The organism is Mycobacterium sp. IS-1590 (assembly GCF_001500025.1).
Taxonomy (GTDB): domain Bacteria; phylum Actinomycetota; class Actinomycetes; order Mycobacteriales; family Mycobacteriaceae; genus Mycobacterium.
Window position 1 is genome coordinate 77,160 of record NZ_LQIW01000050.1, and the last position, 16,670, is coordinate 93,829.

14 protein-coding genes are annotated in these 16,670 nt (G+C 67.7%); 11 read left to right on the forward strand and 3 right to left on the reverse strand.

The features are described 5' to 3' along the window. The first annotated feature begins 63 nt into the window (after positions 1 to 63). From mutA to lipL, 4 genes are read left to right on the forward strand one after another with little or no spacing between them, the layout of a single operon-like run. On the forward strand, positions 64 to 1,881 hold the full coding sequence (gene mutA, locus AU197_RS23935) for a methylmalonyl-CoA mutase small subunit (RefSeq protein WP_064406133.1): 1,818 nt from the start codon (positions 64 to 66) through the stop codon (positions 1,879 to 1,881). A gap of 19 nt (positions 1,882 to 1,900) precedes the next feature. After that, on the forward strand, positions 1,901 to 4,150 hold the full coding sequence (scpA, locus tag AU197_RS23940) for a methylmalonyl-CoA mutase (protein ID WP_156434554.1): 2,250 nt from the start codon (positions 1,901 to 1,903) through the stop codon (positions 4,148 to 4,150). Beyond that, entirely contained in the window at positions 4,151 to 5,143 is a 993-nt protein-coding gene (meaB, locus tag AU197_RS23945; RefSeq protein WP_064406137.1) for a methylmalonyl Co-A mutase-associated GTPase MeaB, read from the forward strand. A 47-nt stretch (positions 5,144 to 5,190) separates the two neighbouring features. Further along, on the forward strand, positions 5,191 to 6,465 hold the full coding sequence (gene lipL / locus AU197_RS23950) for an esterase/beta-lactamase LipL (protein ID WP_064406139.1): 1,275 nt from the start codon (positions 5,191 to 5,193) through the stop codon (positions 6,463 to 6,465). Positions 6,466 to 6,472: 7 nt separating this feature from the next. Here lipL and AU197_RS23955 read toward each other — a convergent pair whose 3' ends face one another. Together AU197_RS23955 and AU197_RS23960 are read right to left on the reverse strand one after the other, a co-directional pair. After that, complete coding sequence (locus AU197_RS23955) at positions 6,473 to 7,210, reverse strand: hypothetical protein (protein WP_064406141.1); 738 nt, start codon at positions 7,208 to 7,210, stop codon at positions 6,473 to 6,475. A gap of 44 nt (positions 7,211 to 7,254) precedes the next feature. Beyond that, entirely contained in the window at positions 7,255 to 7,626 is a 372-nt protein-coding gene (locus tag AU197_RS23960; protein WP_064406143.1) for a hypothetical protein, read from the reverse strand. A gap of 136 nt (positions 7,627 to 7,762) precedes the next feature. On the opposite strand from AU197_RS23960, the gene AU197_RS23965 reads away from it, so the two are divergent. Both AU197_RS23965 and ileS read left to right on the forward strand, forming a co-directional pair. Continuing rightward, entirely contained in the window at positions 7,763 to 8,404 is a 642-nt protein-coding gene (locus tag AU197_RS23965; RefSeq protein WP_064406145.1) for a hypothetical protein, read from the forward strand. 280 nt (positions 8,405 to 8,684) lie between these two features. After that, positions 8,685 to 11,822, forward strand: a complete 3,138-nt coding sequence (ileS, locus tag AU197_RS23970; protein ID WP_064406147.1) for an isoleucine--tRNA ligase — start codon at positions 8,685 to 8,687, stop codon at positions 11,820 to 11,822. On the opposite strand, the gene AU197_RS23975 is transcribed toward ileS, so the two are convergent. Further along, complete coding sequence (locus AU197_RS23975; protein ID WP_064406149.1) at positions 11,819 to 12,052, reverse strand: RNA-binding S4 domain-containing protein; 234 nt, start codon at positions 12,050 to 12,052, stop codon at positions 11,819 to 11,821. The two genes, ileS and AU197_RS23975, sit on opposite strands and share 4 nt — an antisense overlap. Before the next feature lie 33 nt (positions 12,053 to 12,085). Here AU197_RS23975 and AU197_RS23980 point away from each other — a divergent pair, with 33 nt between their 5' ends. The 5 genes from AU197_RS23980 (at position 12,086) to AU197_RS24000 (ending at position 16,601) form a co-directional block, all read left to right on the forward strand. Then, positions 12,086 to 13,453 (forward strand): DNA polymerase IV, encoded by a 1,368-nt coding sequence (locus tag AU197_RS23980; protein ID WP_082696829.1) that lies wholly within the window; start codon positions 12,086 to 12,088, stop codon positions 13,451 to 13,453. A gap of 79 nt (positions 13,454 to 13,532) precedes the next feature. After that, a complete protein-coding gene (gene lspA, locus AU197_RS23985; RefSeq protein ID WP_156434542.1) occupies positions 13,533 to 14,084 on the forward strand; it encodes a signal peptidase II in 552 nt (183 codons plus the stop codon). Continuing rightward, a complete protein-coding gene (locus AU197_RS23990; RefSeq protein WP_064406155.1) occupies positions 14,085 to 15,014 on the forward strand; it encodes an RluA family pseudouridine synthase in 930 nt (309 codons plus the stop codon). Beyond that, positions 15,011 to 15,910, forward strand: coding sequence for an EamA family transporter RarD (gene rarD, locus AU197_RS23995; RefSeq protein ID WP_064406157.1), 900 nt, complete (start codon positions 15,011 to 15,013; stop codon positions 15,908 to 15,910). The genes AU197_RS23990 and rarD overlap by 4 nt, the downstream gene beginning before the upstream one ends. A 31-nt stretch (positions 15,911 to 15,941) precedes the next feature. Beyond that, a complete protein-coding gene (locus AU197_RS24000; RefSeq protein WP_197415641.1) occupies positions 15,942 to 16,601 on the forward strand; it encodes a TetR/AcrR family transcriptional regulator in 660 nt (219 codons plus the stop codon). The last annotated feature ends 69 nt before the right edge of the window (positions 16,602 to 16,670 follow it).

Below are 16,670 nucleotides of genomic sequence, written 5' to 3' on the forward strand. Positions count from 1 at the left end.
TGTCCGCCGGGCCGCGAGTCCACCGACCGGCAGACACCGCTGTGACTGCGATCATTTAGCCTGATGATCGTGCAGAAACCCACTGTGGTCGAGGCCGATCGCGAGCGCTGGCGCTCAGCGGTTGCCGCGGTACTGGCAAAGAGCACCCGGCGAGATCCCGCCGAGCTTCCCGCCGAACCCGAGCGGCTGCTGGATTCGCCCACCTACGACGGCTTCGCGATCCGCCCGCTGTACACCGGCGCCGACGCGCTGCCCGAAGCTCCGCTGCCCGGGCAGTGGCCGTTCGTGCGCGGCGGTGACGCGCTCCGTGACGTCAAGGCCGGCTGGAAAGTCGCCGAGGCGTTCCCGGCGAACGGACCCGCCAACGTGGCCGAACACAACGGCGCCGTGTTGCTCAGCCTCACCGAGGGGGTCAGCGCGCTCGTCGTGCGCGTCGGTGGCAACTCGGGCGTCGCGGCCTCCGAGCTGGACCGGTTGTTCGACGGCGTTTTCCTCGACCTCGTACCGGTGCTCTTCGAGATCGCCGGGCCGGATTACGTTTCCGCCGCCGACGCGGTGCTCGGGTTGCTGCGCGACCTCGACGCCGATCAGCGCAGCCGGTTGTCGGTGGACCTCGGCGCCGACCCGTTGACCGCACCGCTGAGCGGACGCGTGGCACCTGAGATCGCCGACGTTGTGGACACCGCGGCGAAACTCACTGACCACGACGGTGGTGTGCGCGCCATCACCGTCGACGGACCGGCGTTCCACAACCTCGGCGCCAATGCATCCTGGGAGCTCGCCGGGCTGGTGTCCGCGGGTGTGAGCTACCTGCGGCAGCTGGAAGAGGGCGGAGTCGCTGTCCCGGATGCGCTGCGGCAGATCAGTTTCCGCATCGCCGCCGACGACGACCAGTTCATGACGATCGCCAAACTGCGGGCCGTGCGCCTGCTGTGGGCCAGGGTTGCCGAGGTCCTCGGAGCCCCGGAGCACGGAGCGGTCACCCTGCACGCCACGACATCGCTGCCGATGATGTCCAAGCGCGATCCGTGGGTGAACATGCTGCGCACCACGGTGGCCGCCTTCTCGGCCGGGATCGGAGGGGCCGACACCATCCAGGTTCACCCGTTCGACGTCGCGATCCCCGGCGGCTTCCCGGGAACGGCGCCGAGCTTCGCGCGCCGGATGGCGCGCAACACCCAACTGCTGTTGCTCGAGGAGTCACACCTTGGCCGCGTGCTCGACCCGGCCGCGGGCTCCTGGCATGTCGAGGACCTCACCGAGCAACTCGCCGAGCAGGCGTGGAAACACTTCCAGGACATCGAATCCCGCGGTGGCTTCGAACAGGCCCGCGACCACGTCGCCGCCCGGATCGCCGAGGTGGCGCAGCGGCGCGCCGAGGACATCGCCCACCGGCGGACCGCGCTGACGGGTGTGAACGAGTTTCCCAACATCGCCGATCCGGCTCTGCCCCAGGGAGATTCACTGCCGGGGGTGGCCCGGTACGCGGCGGGCTTCGAGGAACTGCGGGACCGCTCCGACGCCTTCCTCGAAAAGACCGGGGCCAGGCCGAAGGTGCTGCTGCTGCCGCTCGGTCCCCTCGCCGAACACAACGTGCGCACCACCTTCGCGACGAACCTGCTCGCGTCGGGCGGCATCGAAGCGGTGACCGAGGCCGACCAGACACCGCCGATCGCCGTGATCTGCGGCACCGACGCCCGCTACGGCGAGGAGGCCTCTGGTGCGGTCGCCTCGGCGCGCGCGGCGGGTGTCTCGCATGTGTTGCTCGCCGGGCCGGAAAAAGCCGTCGCGGAAGCAGATTCCAAACCGGACGGCTACCTGACCGCCAAGATCGACGCGGTCGCCACGTTATCGGACCTGCTCACCAGATTGGGGGCCTGAGGTGACTGCCACAGCCGGGATCGGAAAGACCGTCGGGAGCTTCGCCGACGTCCCGCTGCACGGTGACAAGCGTGCGCAGGCGCCGACCGAGGAAGCCGTCACCGCGCACGTCGAGGCCGCCGCCGCGGCACACGGATACGGCGCCGACCAGGTGGACTGGGTGACGCCGGAGGGCATCGACGTCAAACCCGTCTACATCGGCGCTGACCGCGACGCCGCAGTCGCCGCAGGCTATCCGCTCGACACCTTCCCGGGTGAACCGCCGTTCGTGCGCGGGCCGTACCCGACGATGTACGTCAACCAGCCGTGGACCATCCGGCAGTACGCGGGCTTCTCCACCGCCGCGGAGTCCAACGCGTTCTACCGACGCAACCTCGCCGCGGGGCAGAAGGGCCTGTCGGTGGCGTTCGACCTGGCCACCCACCGCGGTTACGACTCCGACCACCCGCGGGTGCAGGGCGACGTCGGAATGGCCGGCGTGGCAATCGATTCCATCCTCGACATGCGCCAGCTGTTCGACGGCATCGACCTGTCCACGGTGTCGGTGTCGATGACGATGAACGGCGCCGTGCTGCCCATCCTCGCGCTCTACGTCGTCGCCGCCGAAGAGCAGGGCGTGCCGCCGGAGAAGTTGGCCGGGACCATCCAGAACGACATCCTCAAAGAGTTCATGGTCCGCAACACCTACATCTATCCGCCGCAGGCCTCGATGCGGATCATCTCCGACATCTTCGGCTACACCAGCGTCAAGATGCCGAAGTTCAACTCGATCTCGATCTCCGGCTACCACATCCAGGAAGCCGGTGCCACAGCCGATCTCGAGCTGGCTTACACGCTGGCCGACGGTGTCGAGTACATCAAGGCGGGCCTCGAGGCCGGGCTCGACGTCGACAAGTTCGCGCCGCGGTTGTCGTTCTTCTGGGGCATCGGCATGAACTTCTTCATGGAGGTCGCCAAGCTGCGGGCCGGCCGGCTGCTGTGGAGCGAACTGGTCGCTGAATTTGGGCCCAAGAACCCCAAATCGAAGTCATTGCGTACTCATTCGCAGACCTCGGGCTGGTCATTGACCGCGCAGGATCCGTTCAACAACGTCGCGCGGACCTGTATCGAGGCGATGGCGGCCACCCAAGGGCACACCCAGTCGCTGCACACCAACGCGCTCGACGAGGCGCTGGCGCTGCCGACCGACTTCTCGGCCCGCATCGCCCGCAACACCCAGTTGCTGCTGCAGCAGGAGTCGGGCACCACGCGCCCGATCGACCCGTGGGGCGGCTCGTACTACGTCGAGTGGCTCACCCATCAGCTCGCGACCGCCGCGCGGATGCACATCGGCGAGGTCGTCGAGCACGGCGGGATGGCGCAGGCGATCTCGGACGGCATCCCGAAACTGCGCATCGAGGAGGCCGCCGCGCGCACCCAGGCGCGTATCGACTCCGGCCAGCAGACGGTCATCGGCGTCAATAAGTACCAGGTCGATGAGGACCACGAGGTCGAGGTCCTCAAGGTCGAGAACAGCCGGGTGCGCGCGGAGCAGATGGCCAAGCTCGAGCGGCTGCGTGCCGACCGCGACCAGGCCGAGGTGGACGCCGCGCTGGCCGAGCTGAGCCGGGCTGCGGGCACCCGCGAGCCTGCGGGCGAGGACGGCCTCGGCAACAACCTGCTCGCCCTGGCGATCAACGCCGCGCGGGCCAAGGCCACCGTCGGCGAGATCTCCGATGCGCTCGAGCGGGTCTACGGGCGCCACATCGCCGAGATCCGTACGATCGCCGGCGTCTACCGCGATGAGATGGGGGGTAAGGGCGTCAGCAACATCACGCAAGCCACCGACCTCGTGCAGAAGTTCGCCGAAGCCGACGGCCGCCAGCCGCGCATCCTCATCGCGAAGATGGGCCAGGACGGCCACGACCGCGGTCAGAAGGTGATCGCGACCGCCTTCGCCGACATCGGCTTCGACGTCGACGTCGGATCGCTGTTCTCCACCCCCGAGGAGGTGGCGCGCCAGGCCGCCGACAACGACGTGCACGTGGTCGGCGTCTCGTCGCTCGCGGCCGGGCACCTGACGCTGGTGCCCGCGCTGCGCGAGGCGCTCGCCGAGGTCGGCCGGCCCGACATCATGATCGTGGTAGGCGGGGTCATCCCGCCCGGCGACTTCGACGAGCTCTACGCGGCCGGGGCCACCGCGATCTTCCCGCCCGGCACGGTGATCGCCGACGCGGCCGTCGGCCTCCTGCACAAGCTGGCCGAGCGGCTGGGCTACCGCCTCGACTAGATGGCCGACCCCACCGCCGACCTCGCGGCCGCCGTGGCGGACGGCGACCGCGCCGCCCTGGCCAGAGCCATCACGCTGGTGGAATCGACGCGTGTCGACCATCGCGAGCAGGCTCAAGACCTGCTCCTCGAGCTGACCCCGCACGCGGGCAGTTCCCTGCACGTCGGGATCACCGGGGTGCCCGGCGTCGGCAAGTCGACGACGATCGAAGCGCTCGGCATGTACCTGATCAACCAGGGACACCGCGTCGCCGTGCTGGCCGTCGACCCGTCCTCGACCAGGACCAGGGGCTCGATCCTCGGCGACAAGACCCGCATGGCGCAGTTGGCCGTACACCCCGACGCCTACATCCGCCCATCGCCGACCTCGGGCACGCTCGGCGGCGTCGCCAAGGCGACTCGCGAGACGATCGTGTTGCTGGAGGCGGCCGGTTTCGATGTGGTGCTGGTCGAGACCGTCGGCGTGGGGCAGTCCGAGGTGACCGTCGCCAACATGGTGGACACGTTCGTGTTCCTCACCCTCGCGCGCACCGGCGATCAGCTGCAGGGCATCAAGAAGGGCGTTCTCGAACTCGCCGACATCGTCGTGGTGAACAAGGCCGACGGTGAACACGCGATCGAGGCCAAGCGGGCCGCCCGGGAGCTCTCCGGCGCGATCCGCCTCATCTACCCCCGCGAAACTCTCTGGCGCCCACCGGTTCTCACGATGAGTGCGCTGGAGGGCACGGGTCTCGAGGAGCTGTGGACGACGGTGCTCAAACACCGCGATGTGCTCACCGAGGCGGGGGAGTTCGAGAGCCGCCGGCGCGCTCAGCAAGTCGAGTGGACGTGGTCGATGGTGCGCGATTCGGTTCTGGACCGGGTGTTGTCGAACCCGGAGGTGAAGCGGGTTCGCGCCGAGATCGAGCGTCAGGTACGGGATGGGGAGCTGACCCCGGCGCTTGCTGCGCAGCACCTGCTGAACGCCGCTGACATGCGCGAACCTAACAAATAGGTAACGGCAGGTTTATTTGCCGGGGCTGCGAGTAAATTAAATAAATTGTGACGGGTGTCAACAAACGGGAGCGCAGCGCCGCGCTCCCGCACGGTGTCCAGGGCGCTGCCGATGCCAACTTCGCCTGTACCCTGCGTGGTTTCTCGCGACTGTTCCCCGGCCGTCGCTACGGCGGCGGCGCCCTGTCGATCTACCTGCACGGTGAGCCCGTCGTCGACGTGTGGACCGGCTACGCGGATCGTCGCGGCACGCAGTACTGGAACGCCGACACCGGTGCGATGGTCTTCTCGGTCACCAAGGGCATGGCATCGACAGTCATCCACCGACTCGCCGACCGCGGGTTGATCGACTACGACACCGCGGTGGCCGAGTACTGGCCCGAGTTCGGCGTGAAGGGCAAAGCCGCGATCACGGTGCGCGAGCTGATGCAGCACCGGGCCGGGCTCTCGCACCTCAATGGATGCACCAAGGCCCAGCTGCTCGACCATCGGGTGATGGAGGAGCGGGTGGCATCCGCCCCGGTCAACAAGCTGCTGTTCGGACATCAGGCCTACCACGCGCTGACCTACGGCTGGCTGATGTCCGGGCTGGGCCGGGCGGTGACCGGAAAGGGCATGCGCGATCTGATCCGCGAGGAGCTGGCCGAACCGCTCGACACCGACGGTTTGCACCTGGGCCGCCCGCCGGCCGATGCGCCCACGCGGGCCGCCCAGATCCTCGCCCCGCAGGGCGCCCTCGCCAACCCGATCTTCAACTTCGTCGCCCCGCGCGTTGCGGCCCTCGGTGTGTCCGGGATGTTCGGTTCGATGTACTTCCCCGGCATGAAATCCGTGGTTCAGGGCGACACCCCGTTCCTGGACTCCGAGATCCCCGCTGCCAACGGTGTCGCCACCGCCAGGAGCCTGGCCAAGATGTACGGCGCGATCGCCAACGGCGGCCGCATCGAGGGTAAGCAGTTCCTGTCCGAGGAGCGGGTCGCGGCGCTGACCGGCCGGGCGAGCTACTGGCCGGACCGCAACATCGTCGTGCCGTTGAGCTTCAATCTGGGCTATCACTCACTACCGTTGCCGCCCGGTGTGATGCCCGGATTCGGCCATGCCGGGCTGGCCGGGTCGGTCGGGTGGGCGGATCCGAGCACCGGGTTGGCGTTCGGGTTCGTACACAATCGGCTGCTCACCCGGATGGTGCTCGACCAGGCGACGTTCGCCGGGCTGGGCGTGCTGATCCGGCGCGACGCGGCGCGGGCGCGCAGGCGTGGCTATCAGACCGTGCCCGATCTGGGCGCGCCGTTCTACAGCGTGTCGCGCCCGGTCGCGGGCTAGGCGCGAGTCACTGGGAAGCGCTGCTGAACCACTTCGTCTTCTGACGCCAGGACTCGGCCGAGGTCAGCGCGAACCCAGCGCCGCACATACAGGCGAAGACCCAGACCAGCGTGGTGCCGCCGTCGTGCTGCTGCAGTGCCGGGATGTAGGCCGTGAGCAGCCGCACCACGCACGCGGCGATGCCCGCGGCGGACGAGATCAGATAGACGTTGGCGATCTTGCGCGACCGCGGATCCCTGCGCAGCACCAGCAGGGCCCGGCTGCCGTAGCCGAGCAGATAGATCAGGATGCCGCACAGGATGAGCCAGTACATGTTCAGCCAGAAGTCGGTCGGCACCTGGAAGAAGTCCGGCTTGAAGATCCGTGCGCCGTTGCCGAGGGAGAAGGTGACCAGTAGCAGCGGGATGCACAGCGTGGCCGGAATTTCGACGTACTGCTTGAACGACCTCTGCAGCAGGTGGTCGTCCTGCAGGCGGCCGAGCGCGTTGTAGACGACTGCCGATGCGGCGACGATGTAGCAGTCGTGGCCGATGAAGTCCTCGAGGTTCCATTTGCCGGTCAGCGCGTGCAGGGCGACCCCGAGTGTCTCCGAGGCCCACGGGGACATCAACAGCACCGCCATGCCCTGCAGGGCGATGTTGAGGGTGGCGGCCACTTCCCAGCGGGAGGACCAGGTGACCCGGCGAATCCACAGGCTCCACGCGATACAGCAAAGCGTGATCGCGATCAGTGTCGCCAAAGCCATAGGGTTGCCTTCGGAGCTGCCGTGGTACTCAGCAAAGTGTACGGCTAAAGGGGCGGGGCGTCACTCCGCGGTCGCAGTTCGGAGAGCCGGGGAATCCGGGTCCGCGCCTTGGTCGTTTCCCGCACCGCCGTCTGGCCGGAACCACCCGTGCGTTCGAGGTATTCGACGTAACTGAGCACTTCTTGCCTGGTCATCAGCCCGAACCTGATCTGCAGGTCGGGATAGCTCAGACCGAACCGGTCGGCGACTCGCCGCAGCTCCTCGGCGTCGGGATAGTCCGGCTCTTTGATGCGGCGGTAGTACGTGCTGCTGGAGGTGCCCAGCGCGTCGTAGATGTCCTTGGCCTCGATGTCCCCGTCGAGCAGGTAGTCGAGCAGCGCCTTGAGTTGTCTGCCGTTCTCGTCTGTCCGAGGCACCTGTCCACTCTAAACCAACGTCCCGGGTTTGGGCAGTGCGGTCCGCAAACTGGAGGAGTTTGCCTAAATTGACACTGGCGTCACAGTTTTGGGAGGTGTCTCCCATTTCTGGGACACCTGGGCTATCTTTGGTCCCATGGTTGCTCCCTACCTGGCTTCGCCGACAGAGGTCCTGCACCCGCTCGGCGACTTTGCTACGGCAACGGTCCGAATCACCGACTACGACGCCGATGCCGTCACCTCGGCCAGCATGATCAAAGTGTCGACCCCGGCAAGCGATGAGCTGACCGCCGAACTCGACGGGGCCACCGAATGGCTCGGCCTGCCGGCCGACGAGATCCTGATCGCCGCGCTGAGCAGGACCATCGCCCGCACACTCGGAGAGGGCATGGTCCGGGTCGACATCGCCAGCGAGCGCGGCTCCCTGCTCGATGCCGTACCCCTGGTGTGTGTGGCGGGTCAACACGCGAGCGCCACCGAGGTGCTGGCCTCCGTGCACCAGACGCTGGCCGCCGCTTCGGAGCGCGAGGTGGCCGCTTCGCCAGAGGTGTACTTCAACTACATCGGCGAACTGCCGACGGACACGGTGCCGGTGCAGGAGACGCCGCCCGGCCTCGGTCACGCCTTGGAGGTGCGTGTCTATCGCGCCGACGGCGACGTGCGGGTCGACTGGTGGTACGACACCAGCCGGTTCGAGCCGTACACGATCGAGGAGTTGTCCGAACAGTTCCCGCTCGCGCTCGTCGAGATGACCTCCGACGCGCTGCCTCCGGCCTGACGTTCCGCAAGCGGTAAGATCGGCGTCAACGGCTTGGATCCGGCCATCACCGGGGAGCTTTCGGAAGAACGGTTCGGCGCCACCCATTCTGCGGCGGTCTGAGCTCAGTAGAACCGAACGGGTGGGCCCGTCAACGCCCTAAGTGAGCGGCGCACCTCTTCAGTAGTGGTGCGCAAGCGGGGTGGTACCGCGGCTCTCGCGCACCAGCGCGGCGTCGTCCCCGTGCCTTGACGAACATCGAAGGCTTCCCCACCCGGAAGCCGAACGAGGCACAGGAGATATGACCGCCTACCCGAAGCCGGCCGCCGGGGCGCCCAAATTCCCCGCGCTGGAAGCCGAGGTCCTCGAATACTGGGACCGCGACGACACTTTCCGCGCCAGCATCGCCCGCCGCGACGACGCCCCCGAGTACGTCTTCTACGACGGTCCTCCGTTCGCCAACGGCCTGCCGCACTACGGGCATCTGCTCACCGGTTACGTCAAGGACATCGTGCCGCGGTATCGCACCATGCGCGGCTACAAGGTGGAGCGCCGGTTCGGCTGGGACACCCACGGCCTGCCCGCCGAACTCGAGGTGCAGCGCCAACTCGGCATCACCGACAAGGCGCAGATCGAGGAGATGGGCATCGAGAAGTTCAACGACGCCTGTCGCGCCTCGGTGCTCAAGTACACCAACGAATGGCGTGCCTACGTGACCCGGCAGGCCCGCTGGGTGGACTTCGACAACGACTACAAGACCCTTGAACCCGAATTCATGGAGTCGGTGATCTGGGCCTTCAAACAGTTGTGGGACAAGGGCCTTGCCTACGAGGGCAATCGTGTGTTGCCGTACTGCTGGAACGACGAGACACCGTTGTCCAGCCACGAACTGCGCATGGACGACGACGTCTACCAGAGTCGCCAGGACCCCGCGCTCACCGTCGGCTTTCAGGTCGCCGAGGGGGATCTGACCGGCGCGTACCTACTGATCTGGACGACGACTCCGTGGACCCTGCCGTCCAACCAGGCGGTCGCGGTCCATCCCGACGTCACCTACGTGCAGGTGAAGGCGCCCGACGGGCGGCGCTTCGTGCTGGCCCAAGCGCGGGTCGCGGCCTACGCGCGGGAACTGGGCGAGGAGCCCGAGATCCTGGCCACCTTCTCCGGGCGCGAACTGCTCGAGACCCGTTACCTGCCGCCGTTCCCGTACTTCGCCGACGCGCCCCGCTCCTTCCGTGTGCTGCCCGCCGAATTCGTCAGCACCGAGGACGGCACCGGCATCGTGCACATGTCGCCCGCCTACGGCGAAGACGACATGCTCACCGCGCAGGCCGCGGGCATCGAGGCCGTCACACCGGTCGACTCCAAGGGGCGCTTCGACGCCACCGTGCCCGACTACGCCGGCCAGCACGTCTTCGACGCCAACCCGCAGATCATCCGCGACCTGAAAAACCAGACCGGGCCGGCGGTCCCGCACGGTGCGGTGCTGTTGCGCCACGAGACTTACGAACACTCCTATCCGCACTGCTGGCGGTGCCGCAATCCGTTGATCTACCGGGCCGTGTCGTCCTGGTTCATCAAGGTCACCGAATTCCGCGACCGCATGGTTGAGCTCAACCAGCAGATCACCTGGTATCCCGAACACGTCAAGGACGGTCAGTTCGGCAAGTGGCTGGCCGGCGCACGCGACTGGTCGATCTCCCGAAACCGCTACTGGGGCACCCCGATTCCGGTGTGGAAGTCCGACGACCCGGCCTATCCGCGCATCGACGTCTACGGCAGCCTCGACGAGCTCGAGCGTGACTTCGGGGTGCGCCCGACCGATCTGCACCGGCCCTACATCGACGAGTTGACCCGGCCCAATCCCGACGATCCGACGGGCCGCTCGACGATGCGACGCATCGAGGACGTCTTCGACGTCTGGTTCGACTCGGGCTCCATGCCGTACGCGCAGGTGCACTACCCGTTCGAGAACGCCGAGTGGTTCACGGGCGGGCCGGGCGCCGAGGAGGCGCACTTCCCGGGCGACTTCATCGTCGAGTACATCGGCCAGACCCGCGGGTGGTTCTACACGCTGCACATCCTGGCCACCGCGCTGTTCGACAAACCCGCGTTCAAAACGTGTGTGGCGCATGGCATCGTGCTCGGCAATGACGGCCAGAAGATGAGCAAGTCGCTGCGCAACTACCCGGATGTGACCGAGGTGTTCGACCGCGACGGCTCCGATGCCATGCGGTGGTTCCTGATGGCCTCGCCGATCCTGCGCGGCGGCAACCTGATCGTCACCGAGCAGGGGATCCGCGAAGGCGTCCGGCAGGTGCTGCTCCCACTGTGGAACGCCTACACCTTCCTCGCGTTGTACGCGCCGAAGAAGGGCACCTGGCGGACCGACTCCACACACGTGCTGGACCGCTACATCCTGGCCAAACTCGCCGTCCTGCGCGACGACCTCACCGCGTCGCTGGACGTCTGTGACATCTCCGGGGCCTGCGAGGAGCTACGGCAGTTCACCGAGGCGCTGACGAATTGGTATGTGCGACGGTCGCGTTCGCGGTTCTGGGAGGAGGACCCGGACGCGATCGACACCCTGCACACCGTGCTGGAGGTGACCGCCCGGTTGGCCGCTCCGCTGCTGCCGCTGATCACCGAGCGCATCTGGCGCGACCTGACCGGTGAGCGGTCGGTGCACCTGACCGACTGGCCCGAGGAGAATCTGTTACCCACCGACGCCGAATTGGTCGCGACGATGGATCTGGTGCGCGAGGTGGCATCGGCGGCGTCGTCGCTGCGCAAGGCCAAGAAGCTGCGGGTGCGGCTGCCGCTGCCGAAACTCACTGTGGCCGTGCAGAACCCGCAGCGACTCGAGCCGTTCACCGACCTGCTCGCCGACGAGCTCAACGTCAAGGCCGTCGAGCTCACCGATGACATCGACGCTTACGGTCGATTTGAGCTCGCGGTCAACGCGCGTGTCGCCGGCCCGCGGCTGGGCAAGGACGTGCAGGCGGCCATCAAGGCGGTCAAGGCGGGAGAGGCCGTCGTCAACGCCGACGGCACGCTGACCGCCGGACCGGCGGTGCTGCAGCCCGACGAGTACAGCTCGCGGCTGGTCGCCGCCGATCCGGAGTACACCGCGGCGCTGTCGGACGAGGCCGGGCTGGTGGTGCTCGACGGCACGGTCACCGAGGAGTTGGAGGCCGAGGGCTGGGCGAAAGACCGCATCCGCGAACTGCAGGACCTGCGCAAGTCGACGGGTCTGGACGTGTCCGACCGGATCACGGTCGTGATGTCGGTCCCGCAGGAGCGGCAGGCCTGGGCGCGTACGCACCGCGACCTGATCGCGGGCGAGATCCTCGCGACCGCATTCGATTTCGGGGATCCGGAGAACGGCAGCGAGATCGGCGACGGTGTGAAGGTCGCGATCGCGAAGGTCGACCGCTAGCTGCCGGCGACGCGCGCGCCGCGGCCGGCGAACACCACGACGTCGGCGGGGCGCAGCTGCCTGCCGCGTCGATGCTCGATCTCGCCGTTGACGGTGACCAGCCCGTCGGCGATCGCCGATTTCGCGTCCGCGCCCGAGTCGATGAGCCCGGCCAGTTTGAGAAACTGGCCCAGCCGAATCGAGTCGTCTGAAATGACGACGTCGAAGGGCTCGGCGCCCGGGTGTGCCATGCAGGTCAGGCTAGCGCCATAGCATCTGCAACTGTGGACGCTCGCTGGGTTCTGCACCTCGACATGGACGCCTTCTTCGCGTCCGTCGAGCAGCTGACCCGTCCGACGCTGCGGGGGCGCCCGGTGCTGGTCGGCGGGCTCGGCGGGCGCGGTGTGGTGGCCGGGGCGAGCTACGAGTCCCGGGTCTACGGCGCCAGATCGGCGATGCCGATGCACCAGGCCCGCAGGCTGGTCGGCGCCGCGGCGGTGGTCCTTCCGCCGCGCGGGGTGGTCTACGGGGTGGCCAGTCGCCGGGTGTTCGAGACCGTGCGCGCGATGGTCCCGGTTCTCGAGCAGTTGTCCTACGACGAGGCTTTCGGCGAGCCCGCCGAGCTCGCGGGCGCGTCGGCGGGAGAGGTCGAGGACTTCTGCCGGACCCTGCGCGCCCGGGTGCTCAGCGAGACCGGACTCGTCGCGTCGATCGGGGCCGGCTCGGGTAAACAACTCGCCAAGATCGCATCCGGGTTGGCCAAACCCGACGGCATGCGAGTGGTCCGCCGCGACGAGGAGCGCGCGCTGCTCGACGGCCTGCCGGTGCGCAGGCTATGGGGGATCGGACCCGTCGCGGGGGAGAAGCTGCACAGGCTCGGCATCGAGACCATCGGCGCCTTCGCCGCACTGAGCGAGGCCGAGGCCGCCGACATCCTCGGCGGCACCGTCGGGCCCGCGCTGCACCGGCTCGCCCGCGGCATCGACGACCGCCCGGTGGCCGAGAACGCGCCCGCCAAACAGATCAGCGCGGAGTCCACCTTTCCCGAAGACCTGACCACCCTCGACCAGCTTCGCGAAGCGCTGGACCCGATCGGTGAGCACGCCCACCGGCGTCTGGAGAAGGACGGCCGCGGCGCGCGCACCGTCACCGTGAAGCTGAAGAAGTCCGATATGAGCACTCTCACCCGCTCGGCGACGCTGCCGTACGCCACCACCGACGCGGCCACCTTGATCGCCACCGCGCGCAGGCTGCTGCTCGACCCCGTCGAGGTCGGGCCGATTCGTCTTCTGGGCGTTGGCTTTTCGGGACTCTCCGATGTCCGTCAGGAGTCGTTGTTCCCGGACTTGGAGCTCGCGGCGTACGACGACGTGGCGCACACCGGGCTGCCGCCGACCGTCTCCGAACTCGCCGCGACCGCGCCCGCGTGGCGCATCGGCGACGACGTCACCCATCCGGACTTCGGCCACGGGTGGATCCAGGGCGCCGGGCACGGGGTGATGACGGTCCGGTTCGAGACCAGGATCAGCGGACCGGGCCAGGCCCGCACATTTCCGGTCGACACGCCCGGCATCGAGCGCGCGAACCCCGTCGATTCCCTCGACTGGCCGGACTACATCGCCGAACTGGCGCGTTACCAGAGCAACCCGTGAACCGGCGAGCAATGGTGACGACGCCGAGACGACCATGGTGCGAAATTCTTCCGCGTCGACGTTTTGGGATGATGGTCCAGTGACTGACGACCCAGAAGTGGCCGACGAGACCACCCAGGAGACCGCGCCGCCGAAGCGACGGCTGGGCCTGCTGCTCGGCATCGCGGCCGTGGTGCTGGTCACCGACATCGTCACCAAGGTGCTCGCGGTCAAACTGCTCACCCCGGGCCAGCCCGTTTCGATCATCGGCGACACAGTGACCTGGACCCTGGTCCGCAACTCGGGTGCGGCGTTCTCGATGGCCACCGGCTACACGTGGGTGCTCACGCTGATCGCCACCTGCGTGGTGATCGGGATCGTGTGGATGGGTCGCCGGCTGGTGTCACCGTGGTGGGCGGTCGGGCTGGGCATGATCCTCGGCGGCGCGCTGGGCAACCTCATCGACCGGTTCTTCCGCTCGCCCGGCCCGCTGCAGGGTCACGTCGTGGACTTCCTGTCCATCGGGTGGTGGCCGGTGTTCAACGTGGCCGACCCGTGCGTGGTCGGCGGGGCGATCCTGCTGGTCGGGCTGTCCCTGTTCGGGTTCGACTACGACACCCCGGGCAGGCGCAAGGCCGGCGAGGACGAATAGATGGCCGATCGGTCGCTTCCGGTCCCCGAGGGTCTGGCGGGCATGCGGGTCGACGCGGGTCTGGCTCGGTTGCTCGGCCTGTCGCGCACGGCCGCCGCCGCGCTGGCCGAAGGTGGCGGTGTCGAGATCGACGGCGCCCCCGCGGGCAAATCGGACAAACTGACGGCGGGCGCCTGGCTGGATGTGCGGTTGCCCGAAGCGCCTGCGCCGGTGGAGAACACGCCCGTCGAGATCGACGGGATGGCGATTCTGTACTCCGACGAGGACATCGTCGCGGTGGACAAGCCGCCGGGTGTCGCAGCGCACGCCACCGTGGGCTGGTCGGGTCCGACGGTGCTGGGCGGCCTGGCCGCGGCGGGCTTCCGGATCAGCACCTCGGGAATCCACGAGCGCCAGGGCATCGTGCACCGCCTCGATGTCGGCACCTCGGGGGTCATGGTCGTCGCGCTCTCGGAACGCGCATACACCGCGCTCAAACGGGCGTTCAAACAGCGCACCGTCGAGAAGCGCTATCACGCGCTGGTACAGGGGCATCCCGACCCGTCGAGCGGCACGATCGACGCTCCGATCGGGCGTCACCGCGGACATGACTGGAAGTTCGCGGTCACCGAGAACGGCAGGCACAGCATCACCCACTACGACACCCTCGAGGCACACCGCGCCGCGAGCCTGCTCGACATCGAACTGGAAACCGGCCGCACACACCAGATCCGGGTGCATTTCGCCGCGCTGCATCATCCGTGCGTCGGCGATCTCACCTACGGTGCCGATCCCACGTTGGCCAAGCGGCTCAACATGGAACGGCAGTGGCTGCACGCGCGATCGCTGGCCTTCGCGCATCCCGCCGACGGGCGCCGGATCGAGATCACCAGCCCGTATCCGGCTGATCTGCAACACGCCCTCGACGCCCTGCGCAACCACGAGCTGTGAGCGACACCCGCAGACCCGGTTTGCTGTTCGGGGTCGGCGCCTACGCGTGCTGGGGGACGTTTCCGGCGTTCTTCCCGCTGCTGAAACCGGCATCGGCCCTCGAGGTGCTCGCGCACCGCATCGTGTGGAATTTTCTGCTGATGATCGTGGTGATCGCGGTCGTGCGCAGGCTCGGCGACTTCAAGCGACTCACCGGTCGTACCTGGCTGCTGTTGGCTGCCGCGTCTGCGTTGATCTCGATCAACTGGGGGATCTACGTCTACGCCGTCAACAACGGGCACGTGGTGGACGCGGCGCTCGGCTATTTCATCAACCCGCTGGTGGTGGTGGCGCTGGGGCTGATCGTGTTCCGGGAGCGGCTCAACGGCGCGCAGTTCGCGGCGTTGGCCGTCGCGGTGGCCGGTGTGGTGGTGCTGACGGTGGAAGTCGGCGCGCCGCCTTACATCGGTCTGGGCCTGGCGTTGTCGTTCGGTCTGTACGGCGCGCTGAAGAAAGTCGTGACGACCGACCCGCGGGTCAGCGTCGGCGTGGAGGCGGGCATCGCCACACCGTTCGCGGCGGTGTACATCGTTGTGCTGCACAGCACCGGGCAGGCGACGTTCACCGACCACGGCGGTGACCACGTCGCGCTGATGGTGCTGTCCGGCGTCCTGACCGCGGTGCCTTTGTTGCTGTTCGCCGCGGCCGCGCAGCGGTTGCCGCTGGTGACGATCGGCCTGCTGTTCTACCTGACGCCGGTGATGCAGCTGACGTGGGGCGTGTTCGTCGGCCGGGAGCCGATGCCACCGGCCCGCTGGTTGGGTTTCGCATTGATCTGGCTGGCGCTGGTCGTCTTCAGCGTCGACGCCATCGGACGCTCGCGGCCCGATCATGAACTTTGCGAAACTGCCGGTTGACCTTGAAGTAGCAATGTCTTAACGTTTGCTCGTGGCTGACGAGACCGAGCTGGTGCTCAGCCCGCGCGGGCGGGGACGTCCGGTGGGATCCGACTCGGCCGAGACGCGCGCGAACATTCTTTCGGCCGCACGTGCGGTGATCAACGAGCGTGGGTACGAGGCGGCGACGTTCAAAGCCATCGCGCAGCGCGCGGGGATCAGCCGGCCGACCATGCACTACTACTTCGCCACCAAGGAAGATCTCTACGACTGTCTTCAGCGTGAGGCCTACGCGGCGGTTTCGGCTTCGATCGCGGCTGCGAAACAGGGAAATACGCTGCTGAAACAGCTTTCTGCGTTCATTGCCGCCGCCGGTGAGCTCGATCCCTCGGACGGTTCGATGATGCGGTTCGTGATCGCGTCGCGGCTTGAGCAGCACCGCCATCCGGGGCTGCGCGGTAGCGTCACACCGGTTGCCGAGGCGGTGGCGGACTTCTACACGTGGATGGTCGACGAGGCGATCCGCCGCGGTGAGATCCCCGAGGACGCGGACGCGGGCGCGGTGGTCAACATGCTCTCGGCGATGTTTTGGGGGATGGGCTTCTTCGGCCGGTTCGTCCACGGATCCGAACCGGCGGTTGCAGTTGCCAAGCAACTGAACAGGTTGTTGCGCCAGGGCTTGCTCCAATCGACGCAGAGCCTCGCGGTCTAGCGAGAAGTCGCAATTCGGCGCGCGACTCGAAGACACGCATTTCCGACACGCCGGGAACTGTCGGAGGGC